The following is a 19,411-nucleotide window of genomic DNA, read 5'->3' as shown; positions in this document are numbered from 1 at the left end:
TGAAGCTTCCCCTCCCGTTCGACCACGCCGAGTTCCTCGGCGTGCTCTTCAAGGAACTCAGAGGGAAACAGTGTAGTAAGCCGACGCATGATTCTCGATGAGGAGGCGTCTTGGTGCACACTTGCCGCCTCCTCATTCCTCTCAAAAAGTAGCCTCGATAAGCCGCTGCTGTCATGCGGTTTTTCGCTTAGCTAAAGACGAATGTGAACAAGAGATACGGAAGATACGTGAAGCGGCATTTGCTACAAAACTATCGTATTGAGGCAGTTATCGGATCCGCAGTTGAGCGAATTATTCCGCAGGCAGAGATCACGACGGTCATTCTTCTCTTGACTCAAGAGAGCAAAGATTCGGCTCGGGCTGAGAATACTGTTTCATTCATCAAACTCGATGAGACACTTAATTGGTTTCACGAAAACTACGAGTTTGGCTCTCTTCTTAGAGTAGTAACCGAGGAGTCACAGAGAGATAGTCCGGCGTTCAGATATCGAGATTGCTCTCAGGATGAGCTAACTGAGGAAGAACCATGGACGCGATATTTCACAGCACCTGAGTTTGATATGGAACGGCTTGAATCCGAATTTTCCGCTCGCCTTTGTGAACTCGCGAGTGTAAAAACGGGGTTCACATCGAAGAATAATGCGGAGTACTATATGACCGCTGAAGAGCTCACTGACAAACCAATTGAGAAGGAACACACACACCCACTCGTCAGACTCAATAAGCAGAATCCGATGTTTCTGATCAGCGAATCTGACGTGGAATATCGGGTAGTTGAGTTCGATAGCGAGTCCATTGCAGGGAGTCAAGCTGAACAATTTATCTTAGAGCGGGAAGGGAGCTCAGTCGACTCAATTCCACAACGAGATATGAAACACGGACGGCTTCTTCGCCCCTGTGGAATAAGTAAACGGCATTATACTGCCCTCAATGAGTCTGACGCTTGTGTCGATAAGCGATTCATTTGTGTCACTCCAAATGATGAGTCACAGACGAAGCTCCTGTTTGCCTTTCTAAATTCGAGCATTGGTACCCTTCTCACCGAGTTTTATGGCTCACAGCGAGGGGGTAATTGCTTGGAAATGTCTGTTTCGACGACAGCGAATCTCCCCATAATAGATACACGTGAGATATCACCATCGACAGCACGGTCTCTCCGTACAGCAGCTAACGAACTTCAGACAGAGCCTGTTCGAGATCTCACAGAGATGCTTGGATCCACACACCCCAGTGATGTTTCGGTAGCAACCGTCAATAAGAAGATACGCGCAATCGACGAGATTGTCATGGGTGAGATTCTTGGACTGTCACTCTCAGAGCAGCAGGACGTATACGAAACTGTTCTGCAGGTGTTTTTGAATCGAATCAAAGGGTTCTGTTGAAATCCTATTCATCAGACATATTCTTGTCTGAAACAGCTGGTCGCTGAAGGGTACAACCTCAGTAGTGGACAGGTATCAGAAACACGGAAAAGCCATTCGTACGTTATCCAAAATCACCGGGAGCGATGGCCTCAGACGCTCCCCATAGCCCCAACCAGTTATTGAGGCCGCCAAGGTTGTGATACGTTGTCGTGGCTCATAAACTCTCTGTACTGACCACACTCTGGCCAGAATATATCACTTCTCAACAATTTCAACAGAATCGTTTGAGCAATAAGACTTCAACGGAGCCCCCTAGTGGAGATTGATTTCGACTCGCCTACTCTTATCTCGTCAAACGAAAAAGCACGTGATGCCTCGACATCGAAAATGACCATCATCCATCTTGCTTCGACAGTCCCAACTTCTCATCATCCTTCTGTTTATCTCTATCTCGCTCATCACGGAGCTCCATCGTGGCTGATTTCTCTTCTTCCTCGTCCTCAGATGCAAGTGCACCGCGAAGTTCCGACGGGCGCTTGACTGGTTGAATTACAATCTCTCCCTCCTCATTTTCAATGAACCGGACTCGCCCCCGTGTGTTGATATGAAGTTTGTCACGGAACTCTTGGGGGATCGTCGCTTCCCCCGTGCTCGTGACTGTGACAATTATTCCGTTACCAGGGTTGCTCATAAGTACTGAGGTAGATTTAGCGCTACTTTGATTTTTGGCTCTATTGGCACTGTTGAAATCCTCAATCGGTAATATGTTCTTACAGCCGTGCTGAATACAGAGCGCGTATAGCTCAATAGTTCGGTCTTCGATGTGAATTAAATCGCGGCGGTTTAGGACAAAAGAGTGTGTAAACCCCTCTTGGAGAGGTCTTCAGACTAATTGAGCAGATGTTTCAACGAAGAAATTATATCCCGATGCCGAATAAATTTGTAATCAGAAAATGGTCGATATGGATCTGAGAACGGCATTGATCGGGATTCCGTTAGCGATTTTTCTGTTCTTCGCAGTTGGGTTAAAAGTCAGTAGTGCACGGAACGAGGCAGCAGCACCTCTTGTCAGTCAATGCCCTGGTGTACTCTGGAGATTTACGACCGGGAGATTTGGCGTTCCTGAAATCGTTCCATACACAGAGTGTATCACTGGAGCCCTGATTCTCGTCGTAATCCCCGGAGCGTTCGGGGTTGCGATGCTGGGACTCCGAGGTCAGTAACCCTCTCTCACTCGGTCGGCTCAATTTCGTTATCCTCCCATCAAAGTTCTACGTCAATTCTTCTCCCGATTCCCTCTCCGACCTCTTAGTCAGCAGCGGGAGACCTAGCGGTCGCCCGCGACTATATCGTCCGATCCGCTTGCGAGCCGTCTGCGATCATGAACCAGGGGTGTGGCATACATCCTCTAGACTTAACTCACATTTTCTATCAGTCTCTGATGATCTCATCAGAATGTCCTTCCTCAATGCCGATATTCTCTATCACGTGGCGTTTGATTTCTTTTTCTCGTTCGATGACGAAGTTGTCAAAGTCATCGTCGAGCAAACATTCATACGCAGATTCAGAGATGAAATGCTCCTGCAGTAGGCTCTTTACTTTTTCTTCACTGCCGTGCGTCTCTATCATTTCTTTAACGTAGTCAGAAGGTTTCTTTCGCTTGATTTTGTTATTGGTCTCATCCAGAATCAGCGTGCGGTTCACTATTGAATCACGATAGAGGTCAAAAGATTGTCTTTTCTCTTGATCAATTTCCTGTACCTTCTTCGGGAAGATATGATGATCATTGATGCGATGGTCAGTAAAATCACCAGTCCCCAAGATGTTTCCACGATAGAAGTCCCTCGGCCCGTTCAATGCGAGCAAACAGATCACGCCATTATATCGCCCAGATCCTTTGTCAGTGCTTTTCAAATCGAGTTCTTCGATGAATTCAGCATCGACCTTTGCGATCTGTTCCATCGTCTTCCCTTGGGAAATCCATTCTTTCCAATCTCGGAAATCGCTCCCCATTACCGTGTCTGAGGAACCACCGTAGTCTTTTGAGAAGACAGCAGCCCAGTACCACCGTTTCAGCATCGTTCGGAACTCGGGGTCATCGACAGAGCCGTCGTACTCCCAAAGGACAGCCGCAATAACCGGAAGCATAGTCCCATATGGGATGTACTCTTCTCGAATTGCTCCGAAATCACGGCCGCCCGTGTTCATAATGATTGAGCGGGCCTCTTCGGCATAGTCGACAGCCGTGTGCCATAGCTCTTCGAACGCTGCCCCGGATCCCACTAGGATTTCCTCATACCGAGTACCATCTGGTTCCTCGCGTACTGTTTCTTCGCCAGGGATCAGGTTGTAGAGATACTTCGAAGAACAGTAGTTCTGTTTCCGGAGCGAAATGATCTTCAGGATATTGATGTTCATACTGGAGTCCATCGATTTCAGCGCCTCGGGGACTTCGCGTTCCCACAGATCCTTCCGTAGCTCCACTCCATACGGGTACAGGAACGCATTCATCAAATCAAAAGTTGACAGCGTCATCCCGCTCGCATTCACCTTAGCGAAAATATTGCAGATGTCCCTGATGTCTCGGTCAGAGCTCAGTGGGTAATGGACGAAGTTGTAGTTGAGAATTCGCTGGAACATATCCCTCACTTTGAACTCGATCACGTCCTCTGGCAGAACGTCTGAGTGCTCTTCGATGAAGCGCTTTGACCACTGGTTGAATTCCCTGGAATTAATGTAGCTATTGTCCGGATTCTCCGGATCTGTAGCTGACAAAACACAGAGTGGAACTCTCCCTTCCTCAATCCACTCGTCTCGATCCTTCAAATCATCCCAGTCACGGTGATGTCTGAAGTACTTGTAGGGAATCGCTTCGTCGTACTCCTCATTCAGAGCTTTCACCAAGTCAAGATAGAACACGTAGTAAGACTTCCGGCTGGGGAACTTCTTCTCCGGATTATAAATCGCGTAGTAGAGTGATGACAACCTCTGTTGACCATCCAGCACGGCCTGTTGAGGAATGCCCTCAATAGAAGCGCCCCATACGGGATCCCACTCCTCTTGTTCTGCTTTGGTTTCGTCTAGATCCCAGAACAGAAGCAAGCCCGTGTAATAATCCTGGAGTATCGACTGAAAGAGCTCTGACGCCATCGAGGGCTCCCACTCGAATCCCCGCTGAAAGTAGGGGATAACGAAGTCTCCAGAATCAACATCCTTCATCAACTCACTCACGTTTTTCGTTCCAGGGTTCTCCGATTTAACCATATCTTGCTTATCACTCGAATTACCGTTATATCTTGTCGTGACTCTTGTAGAGTCGATAAACCTACCGACGATGACGAGGTTCGTCAACTGGCACGTACTAGTATCTATACGTGGGAGTTGACAAACCAGCCTGCTCTGGCGTCGGAGTTATTCGCCCGAACTACGATCTGTTACTGTGACTCGCAAAGTTGTGACCAAGCTACTCCCCGTATCCCGCACGCCGGTCCTATCAACTCATGAGGATTTCAGCAGAGCCGCTCTATTGAAATTCTGAGCTAGTGATACGTTCTGCTCCGGATACGGTCAGTATAGGGGGACTCACAAACCAGAGTTGGTTTACCCTTCAGCATCGTGATCGAACGCTTCAGCAAGCCGGTCACGCATTGCTTCACGAAGGTACTCACGACGCTTCTCCTCAGAGAGGTAGTTTCGAAACACAACCATCGGATCGCTGCTGCCCTGTTCGTGGGCTACACTCTGGAGACGCTCGATCACCGTCTCGACGGCGTCAGCGTACGCGCTGTACCAGAACCGACGTCCCATCTTCGATGTCGGGAGCTCACCGCGAACATGCGCATCCGCACGCGCAGCGATCGACTTAAATCGGCGATTGAGCGTCTCACCGGTCACATGGTCACGCCGAGCGTCTGGTGAGGGGAACAGATACCCGTCCCATCCCTGGCGATCCGACAGCTGTGCGATCCGATCCTCAAGGATATCTTGGCCGTAGATCAGCGCTACTGTTCCAGGACCGTTTTTTCGCGTGTCGAAAGAGAGATACGGTGACTCTGCCTGAAGGTTTACGTTCTCAACGTGGAGGTTTGCTAATTCGCTCCGTCGTAAGCCCCACGCGCACAGCCCTAAGACGATTAGCCGCTCTTCTGTATTCTCAGTCGCAACTGCAAGAGATCCGACCTGTACGGGCGCAAGCGCGGGGTTATCGCGCTTGGCAACGTCCCACTCATGGTCATATCGAACGGGATTGAACGCGCCGTAGCCACGATCGACAAGCCAGCTGTAGAGGTCGTCAATGTCAGATCGGTACCGCCGCTTCGAATCATTACTCTCCAGCTCTTCATCGAGAACGTCAAAGACGGCTGTGACGCGCTGAATCTCTTCAGGCTGGTCAGCTACATCAGTGATGCGAGAAACGATCGCGGCCGTCCCGTGAAGGTCCTCGTAGTGGCGAAGAAACTGGCCGAGCCGCGAGCGCTTTGACTGGAGGGTGCTCTCCGCAGCCGACCCCCGTTGCTGTGACCGGAAGTACTGTTCGAGATACTCGATCATCTGCTCGTTGTCGATTGGCCACGACAAGCTGTCGGCTGAACCACCGTCGCCAAGTCCAACAGCCTGTTCGAAGAACTCGGAGAGCGTCATTTTGTGGTGTTCTCGAACAGCGTACTGCAGGCCGCTGTAGCCGTGCTCAACGAGCCACTGGTAGGACGGAATATCCTTGTTTGGATCGTATCCCTCGAGCTGGCGTTCACGGGCGATTTCGCGCTCGTAGAAATCGACGAGTTCGTCGAGTGATTTCCTCGACCAGTTGTAGGTTTGGTCACTCACGGAGATCTCGGGAGAGAACCCCGCGTGCTGCCTCCTGTTGTGATTCTAAGCCTGATGATCTCATGGGATAGCGTCTATTTGACAGTAGTATAATAGTATTGGTTATACGCATGTCTGTTGGAGACACACGAAATAAGCAACTAATCGGAGAAAGCATGCTCAAAAGTAATAAATCATATAGCGATATACAAAATTGAGGGCTACTCGATATCGTAGCCCCACTCTCGAAGTACGTCGGCGACCTCGTCTAGATGGTCCATTCCGACGAGATATGCCGCCTCTCGGGCGTCAGTGAGTTCGACGTCGTCGCCGAGTTGTTCTTCGAGGGCAGGCCTAAGCTCTCGACGCTCGCGCTTCACCGTGTGTTCCGTGTAGTGGATTGTCTTGTGACTACGATCGTCTTTTACTCCATCGCGACGGTGGATCCACGGCAACTGTGAGGATTCGTCTGCCGGGTGCTCAGGAATACTTGGTAGCGTCGTCGACGTCGGCTCAGGCTCTGGCGTTGTCGAGTCCTCATCGAACGGATCGGCAGAGTCTGTGTCTGTATCCACGGCATCTTTGTCGGGCTCATCGTCGACAGGGTCGTCCTCGGCGAACGGGTCATCGCCGCTTCCGGACTTCATTCCGTTCGGCATCAGGCGCTCACCTCTTCGAGGTGGGTAGCGAGCTCGTGTAACTGCTCGAGCGTCTCCATCTCGTGATCGCGCTTCCGGGAGCGATGCTCGTTGACGTACGCGAATGCTGTCGTCTGCTTGTCCCAGCACCCCTCGAACAGCGACGACCGCTCACCAATAGCTACTGGCGCGTCGTATCCTAACTCGCGGATACGGGTCAGGTAGCGTTGTTGGTCCGTCGTCCGTCCGACGCCGTTCGGCACGACTGCAAGAACGCCGACAGTGACACCGACCGTCTCCTCGAAGCCTTGAACGACATCTTGTAATCCCTCGATCGACTGCATCCCCTTTCCTGTCGGTTCCAGCGGGATCACCAGCGAGCGCGTCGCGCCAATCGCATTGTAGAGGTGGGGACCTGCAGTGGCCGGCGGATCGACGACGATCGTATCGTACTTTTCGGGGATACCTGCATTAAGAAGGACCTGCCGCAGCTGATCATGGCGCTCGAACTCTTCGCCAAGATCGTCTGCCATCGAGGAGGCGCGGGCAAGGAGGTCGGCCAGATTTTCCAGCATATTGTGGCTCGGGACAAGGTCGAATCCGAATGGTGTCTCAAAAATGAGGTCCTCGAAGTTACCCTTCGGTCGGTCGATAAGGTGGCGCGCGATGTTGTCTGCGTTGCTATCATCACGTGGAGCGTCAACGCCGAGTAGATACGTTAACGAGCCGTTCTGTGGGTCGAGATCGATTACCAGGACATCCCGATCGTGCTGGCCGTGCGCGTCGGCGAGATTCGACGCGAGCGTCGTCTTTCCGACGCCGCCAGCTTCGCTGTATGTCGTGTACGTGAGCATGTCTCAGTTGTTAGACCCATTCGTCATAAATTTGCGTCAGACAAATCAGTTAGTATGGTTAGTTGTACTAGCCAGTACAACTAGTTAGTATGTCCATACAGCACAACTAATTAGACAATATAGAAATGGCAACGAAAGCATCTAGCAGGAAACACTCGAGTCCCCTTGTTGTGGTCTCTTCAATAGTCGCAGGGGCGCGATCATTTTGTCTGTGACGGCTGTGGACTGGTCGTCGACACGCTCGCGGCGAACGGGGAATGCGCTGGCCGCTCGCCCCGGGCGGGTCGCCGCGCGGTGCTGGTTGGGGCCACCTTATGCAGGCGCGCTCTCGCTCGCGCCCGATAGGGCGCTCGCGAAGGCGCAAGCGAGAGCGCTCAGATGGTTCTGTCGGTCGTTGTCGTCGGAAAACCGCGATGTTGGTGCACCGCGGAGCAAGCCGAAGAGCGCGGCGTGACGACGGGCGTCCATCCGGTCGAGTTCGCCGCAGCTTGCCTTTACAAAGCGGGGCAGGAGCAGGGGTAGTGGGTGACACAAAGCGATGTCGCGGAGACAGGGAACGTCACGCCAACGACTGTCCGGACACATCACCAGACACTCGATGAACTCGCGGTCTAGACCGGCCAGGTAGGGAGCGAGGGCGTCCCGTTCTCCCAGCTAATCGCTTCTACCGCTGCCGGGAACTCCTGTAGTCGGTCATCAAGGACGGCGAGTGGGTGCGCATCGAGAAACGACACGCGATGCCGATCAACCGGCGTGTCTTCGTGATTGAGTTGGATGTGACAAGGCCCAAGATCCGGGTGATCGGCGTCCTGGTGGAAGCCAAGCATCAGGTTCCGGTCCGGTTCGACCCAGTTGATGCGGTAGTATTCGTGGTCGACGCCGGCTGGGTACCAGAAGCGAATTTCCAGTCGTGCAGTCGCCGCGTCGTAGGAGTCACCCAAGAACGTCGTCGGATCGACATCCGCGATGACGTACCGGGGTCGGCGTCGAGACGGGCGATAGCGCACGTCCTCACACCCAGGCTGGTTCGTCAATCGGTCGTGGACATCTCGGAGGAGGGTCCGCTGTGTATAGCGGTCGCGACCAGCGAGAAAGATCATTCTGTGAAAGAGAGATTAGCTCGTGGCGCGGTCAGCCACGTCGGTCATCTGTTCGCGGGCGGCTTCGACGTCGGAGTAGAGTTTCAGTGCGTGCTTGATGAGGCGGCGATCCTCCACGTTCTCACGCCAGAACGCGATGACGTCGCGACGGTCGCGCAGCTCGGCACTTGCGAGGTCGCCGTCGGCGAGCGACTGTTCGAGCTCCTCCCATGTCTCGACATCGTAGGTCGCCTGCCATTCCTCGATTTCCTCGGTGATCGCGGCCAGTTCATTGCGAAGCTCCTCGCGCGTGTTCGCCTCGATGAGCGTCCGGATCTCCTCGAAGAGCAGACGTGTGTAGTCCGGCTGGTAACGTGTCGTCTCGCCGGCCTCGACGCGACGCAACTGGCCCTGGTCGACGAGATCCTGGAGCTCCTCGTTGGTTGTACTCCAGGCGGCATCGGCCTGCTCGCTGACCCAATTGACCGACCGCGGTTCGCGAAGCGTCTCGGCGACCGCCCGAATACGGTCGCGGGCACTCATCGACTCAGTCCACGACTGGACCCCATCTCGCGAAGATTCGGACATACTTGGCACCTCTTGCGACAGTGTTAGCTTCATCCTCATATATATGTTTGTACTCTCTCGCATAATCGAGAAGCCGTTGTGAGCGAGGGCGTCCCGAGGTTGAAATACGAAACCGACGAAACCTACGAGCCAACCGATGTACAACCGGTATTCTGACTGTGAGGAACTGCGGCCGACCGGCGAGGCGTCCCACATTCCGGACACGAGGCTGGACGAAGACTGTGAGGGAGACACCCAGCGGCAAAGCGTCGCGACGAGCGCTAGTGGCTACCTTGATGCGCCGACGGTAACCGACGGCGAGTGCCGGTCCTGTGGGGCGTCAGTCCCAGACAGCCAGACGAAATGCCGGTTCTGTCTCACCAACTATCTCGGAAGTGACGCCACTAGCACGGACGAGGGAGCGTCGACACGCTCGCGGCGCTCACCCGGTTCCGCGTGGAACTCGGGCATCTGGAAGGCCCGTTACAGCTGTGCGCCCGCTGTAGTCCGGGTGGCCTCGCGACGTACTGGACGCGCGAGATCGAAGAGCATCTCGTCGCGACGGCGGCAGAGTGACCCAAACTCTCTTTACTGTTTCGCTGTAAACTGTAATTAAGAACGAATCGTGTCACGCACCTCAAACCGCGCCGACGGCGACATCGTCCAGGACTTCCTCTCGGTCGCCGATCTCCTCGAGGAGCCACAGCTGGCCCAGCTGTATGCGTACCTCGCTCAGGAGGGGGAGGCGACCGTCCAAGACGTAATGGACGACCTCGAACTTGCCCAGGGAACGGCCTATAGCTACGTCAGCCGGCTCGTCGACGCCGGCGTCGTTGACATCACCGACGACGAGCAGCCACGCCGGTACGCCGCCCGGGAGATTGACCTGACAGTGACGACGGCCGCCGGTGACCGCGAGTACACGATCACGCCGGCGCTGATCGACGCCGTCGGCCGCCGCGAGACGGACGCCGATATCGACATCTACATCGACCGCCACGGCGTCGCCGGCCTCGCGACCGCGCTCACCTACGCGGCCGCCCGCGAACGCGGCGAGGTGACACACCGACTGATGGCCGAAGACCTGGACATCTCGCCGCTAGCCGCGGAGATGATCTTGCAGGCGCTCAGGCCTGTGGTCCACGAGCACTACGACATCGAGGAAGCAGGGACGGGGCTCGATGAGTTGGACATCGACGGCGACGAAACTGGCGACGCGTGAGTCGGCTCCACATCGCCGATACCGGCCTGTTCGTCGCGATGGGACAGCCCTCGAACAGCCGCTATCAGGCCGTTCGGCAGTTCGCTCGCCGGAACGACATCGCCTTCGTCCTGCCCGAGCGGGTATACGAGGAGCTGACCGTCAACGAGCCCGACGTTGAGGAAGTGCCGGTTGACACCGCAATCGACGAGGGCTGGGCGACTATCGCGGCGTCGCTCGAGTTCTCCGAGCCGGTCGTCTCGCGGGTGATGGACGGTGTCCAGCGATACATCGCGAACGCCGACGACCGCCCTGCCGACGAGGTCGAGCGTGCCGACGCCGCCCTCGCCGCTTTAGCTGCCCAGCACCTCAGTACAGGGACGGCGACCGATGTGTACATCTACAGGCGGAGCAGGCTGAGTGGCTCCGGGTTTGTTCCGAGGTGAAGGCTGTAAGCTCGGGTACGTGTTCCACTTTCACCGTGGATGGCTGATATTGAAGAACACCACACCGCTACATAAGACCAAAGCGAATGACACACGATCAAACTCTCGTGAAAACACTGGATTTCCAACTGAACATCCAGAGTGACAACGAGAGTCTGCTGTACGACGCCACCCTTGAAGCACGGTCGGCGTACAATGAAACCATTCGACTCGCCAAAGAGGGGGTAGACTGGGGCGCAATTCCTGACCGTGTGGCCGACGACACCGACCTCGTGAAAAACACGACACAGCGTGTCGTTGCTAAAGCACTCGGTGCGATGGAGAACTACTACGAGTACGACGACTTCGGCCAGCCGAGCCACACCAAAGACGGCGCGTATCCGCTTCGTGCAAACTACGAGGAAGGGTATAACCTATCGTTCACCGACGACGGCGACGTGGTATTCCGCATCAGTACAAAGCCGTACAAACACGTCAAGGGCGTCCTCGAAGGGAGTGACACCCACCTCGATATCCTCAAAGCCGCACTCAAAAGTGACGAGTGGGAGATTGGAACGGCGGAAGCCCTGTTCTACAACAGCAATCCCGAGTTGCACGTCAACATCACAAACACCGAGCAGACAGTTCGCGACAAGCAGGACTCACGGACAGTCGTCGGTGTAGACGTGAACGAGGACAACGTGGCGCTCACCGCGCTCTCGGCGGATGGCGTCGAAGACACGCTGCTTATCGACTTTCCAGAGGTCAAGTTCGAACGCCACCGCTACTTTACGATGCGGAAGCGCGTCCAGAACGCGGGGAAGCCGAGTATCCACGACACGCTGGAAGGGCGTGAAGAACAGTTTGTCCGCGACAGACTCCACAAGGCGTCTCGGCACATCGTGGAGTGGAGCCAGCAGTTCGAGAAGGCGTGTATCGTCTTTGAAGACCTCAAAGAGATGCGCGACGATCTCGACTACGGCACGCGGATGAACCGACGCTTGCACCACCTCCCGTTCCGCTCCCTCCAACACTATACGTCGTACAAGGCCGCGTTCGAGGGGATTCCGACTGCGTGGATTAACCCCGAGTACACGAGTCAGCGGTGTCCTATGTGTAGGCATACAGAACGTTCGAATCGCAACAAGAAGCGTTTCAAGTGTCAGGACTGTGGGCATCAAGATCACAGCGACCGTAGTGTAAGCGTCAACATCGCCGTGAAAGGCATTGAGAAGCATCAAGATTGGAATGTGCCTGCTCTCAACAGTCTTCCCCAAGTTAGGAAGGTGCGACGGCAGGCATCGGGGGCCGTGGACGCCCCGACCGTGACCCACCCGACCGCCCGAGGCGATAAGACCGATGGTCGGATGGGAGTGTCCGACTAATCCACGGGAAGCCTCGGGGCTTGTCCCCGAAGTGGTTCATACGACCGATATCGCGGCTGGCGAGGGGGCCGAAACCGTGCTCGCGAGCGAGGGGTATGGTGACTCGGTGACGTTCGTGAACGGCTTCCGGTTCATTGAGGAACTGATCAGCGGCAACAGTTGACAGATTTTTAGTCTGATTCGGTGGAAGAGGACACTCGAAAGCCCTTGGTCGCTGAACTGTCCGCTCGAAGAACTGGTCGCTGAGCCAGCGTGAACACCGATCCGCTCAGATGATACCGTCGATGACGAGGAGTCCAACGACGAGCAGCGTCGCGACCACGCTTCCCCCAGCCAAGAGCTTGTTCTCCATCGCCTTCTCGTGGAGCGGCATGGCGTCGTACTCCTCGCGAAACGTCTCGAGATTCTCTTCGTCATAGAAGTATTTCTTCTTTAGTGCGAACCGTTCGGTCACCGCACAGCCCGTACAGACGGGCTCACCTTCCAGCCGCTCGGTTTTGAGATGGCTGTCGCAGGCGATCGTCCACAGTTCAGACATTGACATCCTCCCCGCGCTGAAGCGCGAGGATTCCCACGGCATCGCTGAGTTGGGATATTGTGGTTTACGACGTGACCTGTTCTTGAGGTGCGAATAGAAGTTGCGAGCAATGCCACAGATAGCGACTGTAGGCCGACACTGCTAACTTTAACCAACAAGATTATGGATTGCGGTTCTTGTTGGTTAATAAGAGAGCATCCGATGTCCTGCGAACCCCCGACTCCACCGGCAAGCCTCACAACGGAGATCGTCAACACGCTCAACGAGTCTACTCCGGAGCGCCTCCATGACGTTGCCACGTACGCCGAAGCGCTAGCCGAACACAAGCAACGTGAAGATCGTCTTGAGGAAGAGGCGGACCAAGACGAGGTGGAGGAGCGACAAGACGACCTCCCGGACGACGTCCCTACAAAAGCGACAATCACAATCAAAGAGATCAACGATAATCGCTACTACTACTGGCAGTGGCGGGAAGGGGACAAAGTCCGCTCTCAGTATAAGGGCCCGGTCAGTTCGGATAGATAGGATCTGTTGAAGCTCTATTGTTCAGCCCAATCTCGCCTGAAACAGAATCAACACCTGTCGAGACTCCGCTCCGTACGGAATCAACTCGATTCTTGTATAGCGCGTCGTTGAATCAGGATCGTGGTTCGAGAGATAGAAGACTATTGGAAGGCCGACACACAAACCTGGTGCATCTCGCACACACCCCTAATTGTAAGTGTTCTATCTGGCGTCGACCCCCCAGATTGTAAGTGTTTAACCGCTCAGATCATGCGCCTCGGCTTGCAAGTGTATCTGTAGTTCACAGCCCAAGTTTTGTCTGAATATCGCTGCGTGTGTCGGCCTCGTACGTGTCTAAGAACTCCTCGGCACTGTCGCCGAAGAGATCTTCGAAGCGGTCCATATTGTAGAGCGTCTCGACGACAACCCGTGGCTCATCCACAATCGAGTAAATATACGACCGCCCGCCACGACGGCCGAGATTCACTTCTTCCGTTTCGAGAAGACCGAACATGTCAAGCGTATCTAGATGATCCCGCACGCGGGACTCAGAAAGCACATCGATATCGAGGCGATCGCAGAGATCCTTATAGAACGAATAGATGGTTTTGACTTTGGCGTCCGCACTCTGGTCAACGTCAAGAAACGTCGTCGCGACCAAGACAGCCTGCATCTGGACAGTCAAGCGGTTATTGACAATCCGTTCAGTATTCGCCCGATCGACTTGCGAGCGGGCAAGTCGGACATGCTCCTCAACGACATGATCAGCATCCTCATGACGGGCGATATCGCCAGCAGTCTCCAGAAGGTCAAGTCCCATTCGAGCGTCGCCCGTGTCTTGAGCAGTGAACGCTGCACACAACGGAACAACATCATCGCTAAGAACGTTCTCATAGAAGACTAAATCTGCGTAGTAGTCCAATATTGTTCGGAGTTCATTCGCGTCATACGGCGAGAACTGAATCTCTCGTTCGGTTAGTGTAGATTTGACTCGCGGCGAAAGACTCTCGCGAAATTTGAAATTGTTGCTAATACCGATGATACCTACCTTTGCGTGTTCAAGCTCGCCCATTGCGTTCGCTCGAGGAAATTCGTATAGGAGCTCCTCATCTTCGCCGAGTTTGTCGATCTCGTCGAGGACAACCAGAATACTTCCGCCAAGTTCATCGAGTGCGGTATAGATATGATCCCAGAGTGTGTCTGGGTGATGGCCTTGCTTGAACGTCTTTTCTGAGTAGAGTTCGTTGGCAAGGTGTGTAATGACTTTGTAGGTCGTGTCTCGCTTATTACAGTTGATACTAAAGACACTGAGGTTCACGCCTGCCTCTGTGGCGTCGGCTTCAAGATACTCAGTAACTTTGTGAGTCGTAGCAGTCTTCCCGACGCCTGTCTGGCCGTAAATGAACACGTTTGGCGGTCCAAAGCCATCAAGCACGTCTTGTAGAGCCGCAGCAAATGTCTCGATCTCCTCGTCCCGCTCAAGAATCTCGTCAGGATGGTATGCCTCTTCGAAGGGTTCCTTCGTTTGAAAAATATCGTTTGCACCCTTGAATGGGGAGTCCATACCACGTCATGTAAGCCGATATACTTGAAACCCTACCTTGTAAGTGTTGTAAGTGTTGTAGCTGTTCTTGACCCTTTTGAACACACACACCCCGGATTGTAAGTGTTCCACAAGTTGAAACTGTGAGGCCGGTTCTAGGTGAGTGTCGATTGTTGTCTTGGTTGATTTGCTGTTGTGTTGTTGAATCTACTTCTGCTTATATTATAAATTATATAGTTATGGGTAAAGGTAATTTAGTGCAGTACAATAGAAAGCTGAAATTCATAGTGAAAGAGCTTTGAGAAGCAGGTATACACTTACAATTAGGGGTGTGAAAAAGTGTCTGTTTACCCGGCTTTTATATTAAGTTTCTCTGGTCAGTAAACCACACGGGGACCCTAACAGCCGTGAGAACACTTACAATCTGGGGTGGGAGGGGAAGGACGTGTCTTCGTCGGAGCTGATTCGAAACGGTGAGGAACGGAATGTGCCGATGACAGCAGGTGAAGATCGTGAGTCCCGTACGGACACGAGTTCCTGTAATATGCATCGTTGACGCAGAGAAGCATAGCTTAAATTATATGTTCTAGTAGAACCTCGTTACTGCCAGTCGGTTGGACGTACATACTCACAAACATTTCAACAGAGTTTTATGAGAACACAATACAGTTATTCTCGATCGTTCCCCTCCCTTCCCCCCCTTTCCGAGGGGAACGATTGGCACACGATGTGACAGCGCTCTGGTAGCGCTGTCGGCTCCATCCATCGTGGATGGTACTTTCGACGCTATGGTTCCAAACTGTACTTCACCGCCAGGTGTCTCAGTCACAATTCGAAGTCCTAAGACCAGTATCTTCGATGCATGTGTTTGTGATATGCGAGTGAATCGGCTCCCCTACGGCTACCCTCTGTAGGGGATTTTTGGTTTCTTCCGTAGACAACCACATATGGCTCCCGCCATCGCTCACTTCTTGATTGGTGCCGCATGCTTGCTCACCGCAGCGGTGCCAGTTGTCCTCCGGTACGACCTTGATCGTGAGCATGCTATTTGGCTAATCCCACTTGGAGGTGTCTGGGGACTCATCCCTGACTTGCACAATATTGCTCCTGTCTTCGTCGAGACGTTGTATGCGTTCCACAATACGCCGTGGGTAGACCTGTTTGGGTTCCACTATACGCTTGATCGCCCGGCCGTCAGAGCTCAGTACGAGGCGAGCGTGTTCGGATCCATTGCGGTCTTTTTGATCGCCATTACCGGGTTCTGGACAGCAGGTCGCATTCGGCGCGTGGCACCCGTTGCTCGCCGACCGCTTGAACACGCATTTGTCATGTTACTCGCAACGGGGCTTGCCAGCGTACTCGCGACGCTTGTACTTTGGGTCGTCATTAGCGTCCAGAGTGGCTTCCCGGTTGCAGCGGGGCTTGTCGGGAGCGCCAGCGTGCTTGTCGGTGGCCTGTTAACGATTCTTGCCGGCGGGGCGCTCGGTGTAATCTGTGGGGTACTACTCGAATTCACCGTGTCTGAACCAATACGGATTGATCCAGTCTCGACGACGACCCTAGGTTTCGTTATCGGAGTCGGGGTGTGGCTGCTCGTCGTCCCCGTGCCACTTGCTGTTGTCATCGGGAGCGACGTTCCTCTCCTCCATCTTGGAACTCTGGTTGCGCTAGCCGGGTACGGTGTCGTCTTTGGCTCTGTGTACGGGCTCGTGCGTGGAGCGTTCAGCTCTCGTTCGCCGGCTCGGCTCACCCCCAACTCATTGCAACCTGCTCAAAATTCAAAATAAGGCGTTTTTGACCCGATCAACTCTGGACGTCTGTTCTAACTCTGTTGCAGGTGTGTCTGAATCCTCGCGTGGGGCAAGTAGGACTGTCACCTCTGTGAGTGTTTCTTCAACGATGCCGCGCCCACCAGTGAGACCCCACGCAAGTCGAATCGGAAACGCGTCTGCGTACTCAGCTCGGATCACCGTGTCTGACGGTACTGTCCCGACAATAGCTCGAAGTTTGGCAGTCGAAAACGCTGAACGTACCGACTCAGGGGTTGACGAACGCGCTCGCTGTTCGCGCGCACACCTATATCGAGTCTTGGTCTCCAGGATGGTTTCACTCGTCGATACTCCTTCGAGGTAGCACTCATCACCGCTCTCATCGTATCCAAACGCAACAACTGGTGAGTGGTCTGCAAAGTATTCGAGCGCGTGACTGACGTCGTCACGGGCGTGGTACGTTATTGCACTGTCCGGGGACCCGTCAATATCCGGCCGCTCAACAGTAACATCGGCAGCAACGGTTTGTGTGTGCACGACCGATGGCAGCGCTAGCCTCAGCGTTGATTCTTCCGGCGCGTAACTGAACTGTGCAAGCTCATCGTCATCACGTGCAGCAGCAAGAACATCCCGTAATGCGACCGGATCGAACTCAATGGTCCCTGGTGCTGCTTCGTACTCGTGACACAGGTTTTGATGAAGAGATGCTTCGACAGCTGTGATGATCGCGTCATCGACACTGGTGACCACGATCGCATCATCACTAACTGTGAGCTTTGCCTGCCCGTCAACGGTAGTAAGCGGTTCGAGTAATCGACGGAGGTGCGTCTGCGCAACTTCCACATCAAACTGTGGCGGGCTAGGCGGAGACGTCGGGAGCCACGAACGCATTCACATGATGGGTTCACTCAACCGATACTTACGTTTTGATATTCAATATGACGTGTAGAAGGAGCGGCTTGGACATCACGGTTTTCTAACCTTTATGCGCCTTGCCTGCGTGTCTTCGCGTAGGGTGTTCCCATGAAACTCGCATTAATCGGGGTCGGACAGGCGGGTGGGAAAGTGGTCGACGAGTTCTTGGCGTACGACGCGCGAACCGGTGCGGATGTCGTTCGTGGGGCGATCGCTGTCAACACGGCGAAGGGAGACCTCAGCGGGCTCGACCGTCTCCCTGAGGACCGTCGGATTCTGATCGGCCAGGCGCGCGTGAAGGGCCACGGAGTGGGTGCAGACAACGAATTGGGCGCGGAAATTGCCGAGGAAGACATCGACGAGATCCAAGGAGCGCTTGACTCGGTGCCGGTCCATGAGATCGACGCGTTCCTGGTCGTTGCAGGGCTCGGCGGTGGGACTGGGTCGGGTGGCGCACCCGTAATCGCCAAGAACCTCAAGCGGATCCACACCGAGCCGGTGTACGGGCTGGGGATCTTGCCCGGCAGCGACGAGGGAGGGATCTACACACTAAACGCTGCTCGGTCGCTCAAAACGTTCGTTGATGAAGTGGACAATCTCATGCTGTTCGATAACGACGCCTGGCGCAGCTCAGGCGAGTCCGTTGGGGAGGGGTTCGCCGCGATCAACAAGGAGCTGGTACGCCGATTTGGTGTGCTCTTCAGCGCGGGCGAGGTGACCAAGGGGAGCGACGTCGCCGAAAGCGTGGTTGACTCCTCGGAGATCATTAATACGCTCAAAGGCGGTGGAATTTCTTCACTCGGGTACGCCGATGTCGAAGTGGACGAGCCGGAGCGGAACGGGTTGCTCTCGCGGCTTCGCGGCAATTCTGGTACCGAGGTTGACAGCACGGAGACGACGAATCGAGTTACGAGTCTTGTCCGGAAGGCGACGCTTGGTCGACTCACGCTGCCCTGTGAGGTGAACGGGACGGAACGGGCGCTGCTCGTCGTCGCCGGCCCGCCGGAGTATCTCAACCGCAAAGGAATTGAGCACGGCCGCAAGTGGCTCGAAGAGCAGACTGGCTCGATGGAGGTTCGCGGTGGTGACTACCCGCGACGCGGAGACGGGACAGTCGCAGCGCTTGTGTTGCTCGGCGGCGTGACAAACGTTCCACGAGTGAAAGAGCTGCAGCAGATCGCTATCGAGGCACAGGAGAACATCAGTGAGATCACCGACGAAAGCGAGGATCACTTCTCGGACCTGATGGATAGCGATGGGGAGTTAGAGTCGCTGTTTTGAACCTATCTTTTTTCAAGGCGAGAATCCCGTCGTTTACGGCGGGCGTGAAGCCGACAACTCCTACACGTTCCACCGTCGGTTACAGGCCGAATACCCCACGACTGCAAATCTTTATTAAAATTGGGTATGTAGAAATCAGTACGGCCAAATGAAGTACAACCTCGAAACCGGGTCGCACACGGTCCACGCGCTCCAATATCACTTTGTGACCGTCACGAAGTACCGCGCAGACCTCCTCACCGACGAAATCGCAGAACGGGTCGGTGAGATTGCCAGCGACATCTCAGAAGACTTCGGCGTGAACATCCAGAACGTCAACGGCGGAAGCGATCACGTTCATATCCTCTTCACAGCGAAGCCAACGACCGACCTCACCAAGTTCATCAACTCGCTCAAGGGCGTCACGTCCCGCAAAATCCGTGACGAGAATCCCGAGGTTCGGCAGGCGCTCGACAAGGCGTTCTGGCAACCGGGATACTTCCTCGCCACCACCGGCCAAGTGAGCATCGACGTACTCATGAAGTACGTGGAGGAGCAGTAGC

General features: G+C 54.5%; 16 protein-coding genes and 6 pseudogenes. 12 read left to right on the top strand and 10 right to left on the bottom strand.

Going from position 1 to position 19,411, the window contains the following annotated elements:
- The first annotated feature begins 203 nt into the window (after positions 1–203).
- Positions 204–1,382 (top strand): hypothetical protein, encoded by a 1,179-nt coding sequence (locus ACNS88_RS14510; RefSeq protein ID WP_435099091.1) that lies wholly within the window; start codon positions 204–206, stop codon positions 1,380–1,382.
- 376 nt (positions 1,383–1,758) lie between these two features.
- Here ACNS88_RS14510 and ACNS88_RS14505 read toward each other — a convergent pair whose 3' ends face one another.
- From ACNS88_RS14505 to ACNS88_RS14485, 5 genes are all read right to left on the bottom strand, one after another.
- Positions 1,759–2,055 (bottom strand): AbrB/MazE/SpoVT family DNA-binding domain-containing protein, encoded by a 297-nt coding sequence (locus ACNS88_RS14505; RefSeq protein WP_435099089.1) that lies wholly within the window; start codon positions 2,053–2,055, stop codon positions 1,759–1,761.
- A 740-nt stretch (positions 2,056–2,795) separates the two neighbouring features.
- A complete protein-coding gene (locus ACNS88_RS14500) occupies positions 2,796–4,628 on the bottom strand; it encodes a GmrSD restriction endonuclease domain-containing protein (RefSeq protein WP_435099088.1) in 1,833 nt (610 codons plus the stop codon).
- Between the two features lie 336 nt (positions 4,629–4,964).
- Positions 4,965–6,191: a tyrosine-type recombinase/integrase gene (locus ACNS88_RS14495; protein ID WP_435099086.1), complete on the bottom strand. Its 1,227-nt coding sequence runs from the start codon at positions 6,189–6,191 to the stop codon at positions 4,965–4,967.
- A 200-nt stretch (positions 6,192–6,391) separates the two neighbouring features.
- On the bottom strand, positions 6,392–6,829 hold the full coding sequence (locus tag ACNS88_RS14490) for a DUF7970 domain-containing protein (RefSeq protein ID WP_435099084.1): 438 nt from the start codon (positions 6,827–6,829) through the stop codon (positions 6,392–6,394).
- Entirely contained in the window at positions 6,829–7,662 is an 834-nt protein-coding gene (locus ACNS88_RS14485) for a ParA family protein (protein WP_435099082.1), read from the bottom strand. The genes ACNS88_RS14490 and ACNS88_RS14485 overlap by 1 nt, the downstream gene beginning before the upstream one ends.
- Before the next feature lie 420 nt (positions 7,663–8,082).
- Between ACNS88_RS14485 and ACNS88_RS14480 the strand changes: the two are divergent.
- Positions 8,083–8,277: pseudogene (locus tag ACNS88_RS14480) on the top strand (transcription initiation factor IIB family protein); the annotation flags it as partial.
- On the opposite strand, the gene ACNS88_RS14475 reads toward ACNS88_RS14480, so the two are convergent.
- Positions 8,274–8,762 carry a hypothetical protein gene (locus ACNS88_RS14475; RefSeq protein WP_435099080.1) on the bottom strand — a complete coding sequence of 163 codons (489 nt, stop codon included), beginning with the start codon at positions 8,760–8,762 and terminating at the stop codon, positions 8,274–8,276. The pseudogene ACNS88_RS14480 and the gene ACNS88_RS14475 overlap by 4 nt on opposite strands.
- A gap of 15 nt (positions 8,763–8,777) precedes the next feature.
- Positions 8,778–9,329, bottom strand: coding sequence for a DUF7342 family protein (locus ACNS88_RS14470; protein ID WP_435099078.1), 552 nt, complete (start codon positions 9,327–9,329; stop codon positions 8,778–8,780).
- Positions 9,330–9,465: 136 nt separating this feature from the next.
- Between ACNS88_RS14470 and ACNS88_RS14465 the strand changes: the two are divergent.
- From ACNS88_RS14465 to ACNS88_RS14440, 6 genes and pseudogenes are all read left to right on the top strand, one after another.
- Positions 9,466–9,738, top strand: a pseudogene (locus tag ACNS88_RS14465) (biosurfactant protein 1); the annotation flags it as partial.
- A pseudogene (locus ACNS88_RS14460) lies at positions 9,732–9,884 on the top strand (DUF7558 family protein); the annotation flags it as partial. The pseudogenes ACNS88_RS14465 and ACNS88_RS14460, both read left to right, overlap by 7 nt.
- Positions 9,885–9,933: 49 nt before the next feature.
- The gene (locus tag ACNS88_RS14455; protein WP_435099076.1) at positions 9,934–10,530 is read left to right on the top strand and encodes a DUF7437 domain-containing protein; all 597 of its coding nucleotides are present in this window, start codon (positions 9,934–9,936) and stop codon (positions 10,528–10,530) included.
- A pseudogene (locus ACNS88_RS14450) lies at positions 10,527–10,940 on the top strand (PIN domain-containing protein); the annotation flags it as partial. The gene ACNS88_RS14455 and the pseudogene ACNS88_RS14450, both read left to right, overlap by 4 nt.
- Before the next feature lie 101 nt (positions 10,941–11,041).
- Positions 11,042–12,319, top strand: a complete 1,278-nt coding sequence (locus tag ACNS88_RS14445) for an RNA-guided endonuclease InsQ/TnpB family protein (RefSeq protein ID WP_435099074.1) — start codon at positions 11,042–11,044, stop codon at positions 12,317–12,319.
- A gap of 28 nt (positions 12,320–12,347) precedes the next feature.
- A pseudogene (locus ACNS88_RS14440) lies at positions 12,348–12,482 on the top strand (PIN domain-containing protein); the annotation flags it as partial.
- Between the two features lie 105 nt (positions 12,483–12,587).
- On the opposite strand, the pseudogene ACNS88_RS14435 reads toward ACNS88_RS14440, so the two are convergent.
- Positions 12,588–12,856 (bottom strand): annotated as a pseudogene (locus ACNS88_RS14435) (restriction endonuclease); the annotation flags it as partial.
- A gap of 202 nt (positions 12,857–13,058) precedes the next feature.
- Here ACNS88_RS14435 and ACNS88_RS14430 point away from each other — a divergent pair.
- A complete protein-coding gene (locus tag ACNS88_RS14430) occupies positions 13,059–13,382 on the top strand; it encodes a DUF6788 family protein (protein ID WP_435099072.1) in 324 nt (107 codons plus the stop codon).
- A gap of 280 nt (positions 13,383–13,662) precedes the next feature.
- Here the strand turns inward: ACNS88_RS14430 and ACNS88_RS14425 are convergent, their stop codons facing one another.
- Positions 13,663–14,925, bottom strand: coding sequence for a Cdc6/Cdc18 family protein (locus ACNS88_RS14425; RefSeq protein WP_435099070.1), 1,263 nt, complete (start codon positions 14,923–14,925; stop codon positions 13,663–13,665).
- Positions 14,926–15,851: 926 nt separating this feature from the next.
- Between ACNS88_RS14425 and ACNS88_RS14420 the strand changes: the two genes are divergently transcribed.
- A complete protein-coding gene (locus ACNS88_RS14420) occupies positions 15,852–16,691 on the top strand; it encodes a hypothetical protein (RefSeq protein WP_435099068.1) in 840 nt (279 codons plus the stop codon).
- Here ACNS88_RS14420 and ACNS88_RS14415 read toward each other — a convergent pair.
- Complete coding sequence (locus tag ACNS88_RS14415; protein WP_435099066.1) at positions 16,683–17,516, bottom strand: hypothetical protein; 834 nt, start codon at positions 17,514–17,516, stop codon at positions 16,683–16,685. The genes ACNS88_RS14420 and ACNS88_RS14415 overlap by 9 nt on opposite strands.
- A 180-nt stretch (positions 17,517–17,696) precedes the next feature.
- Here ACNS88_RS14415 and ACNS88_RS14410 point away from each other — a divergent pair, with 180 nt between their 5' ends.
- A complete protein-coding gene (locus ACNS88_RS14410; protein WP_435099064.1) occupies positions 17,697–18,869 on the top strand; it encodes a tubulin/FtsZ family protein in 1,173 nt (390 codons plus the stop codon).
- Between the two features lie 148 nt (positions 18,870–19,017).
- Positions 19,018–19,410: an IS200/IS605 family transposase gene (gene tnpA / locus ACNS88_RS14405; protein WP_267662825.1), complete on the top strand. Its 393-nt coding sequence runs from the start codon at positions 19,018–19,020 to the stop codon at positions 19,408–19,410.
- The last annotated feature ends 1 nt before the right edge of the window (position 19,411 follow it).

Origin of the sequence: Halorubrum shenae (assembly GCF_051194165.1) — an archaeon.
GTDB lineage: Archaea > Halobacteriota > Halobacteria > Halobacteriales > Haloferacaceae > Halorubrum.
Note: the sequence above shows the minus strand (reverse complement) of the source record. Positions and strands in the feature narration are given on the sequence as shown.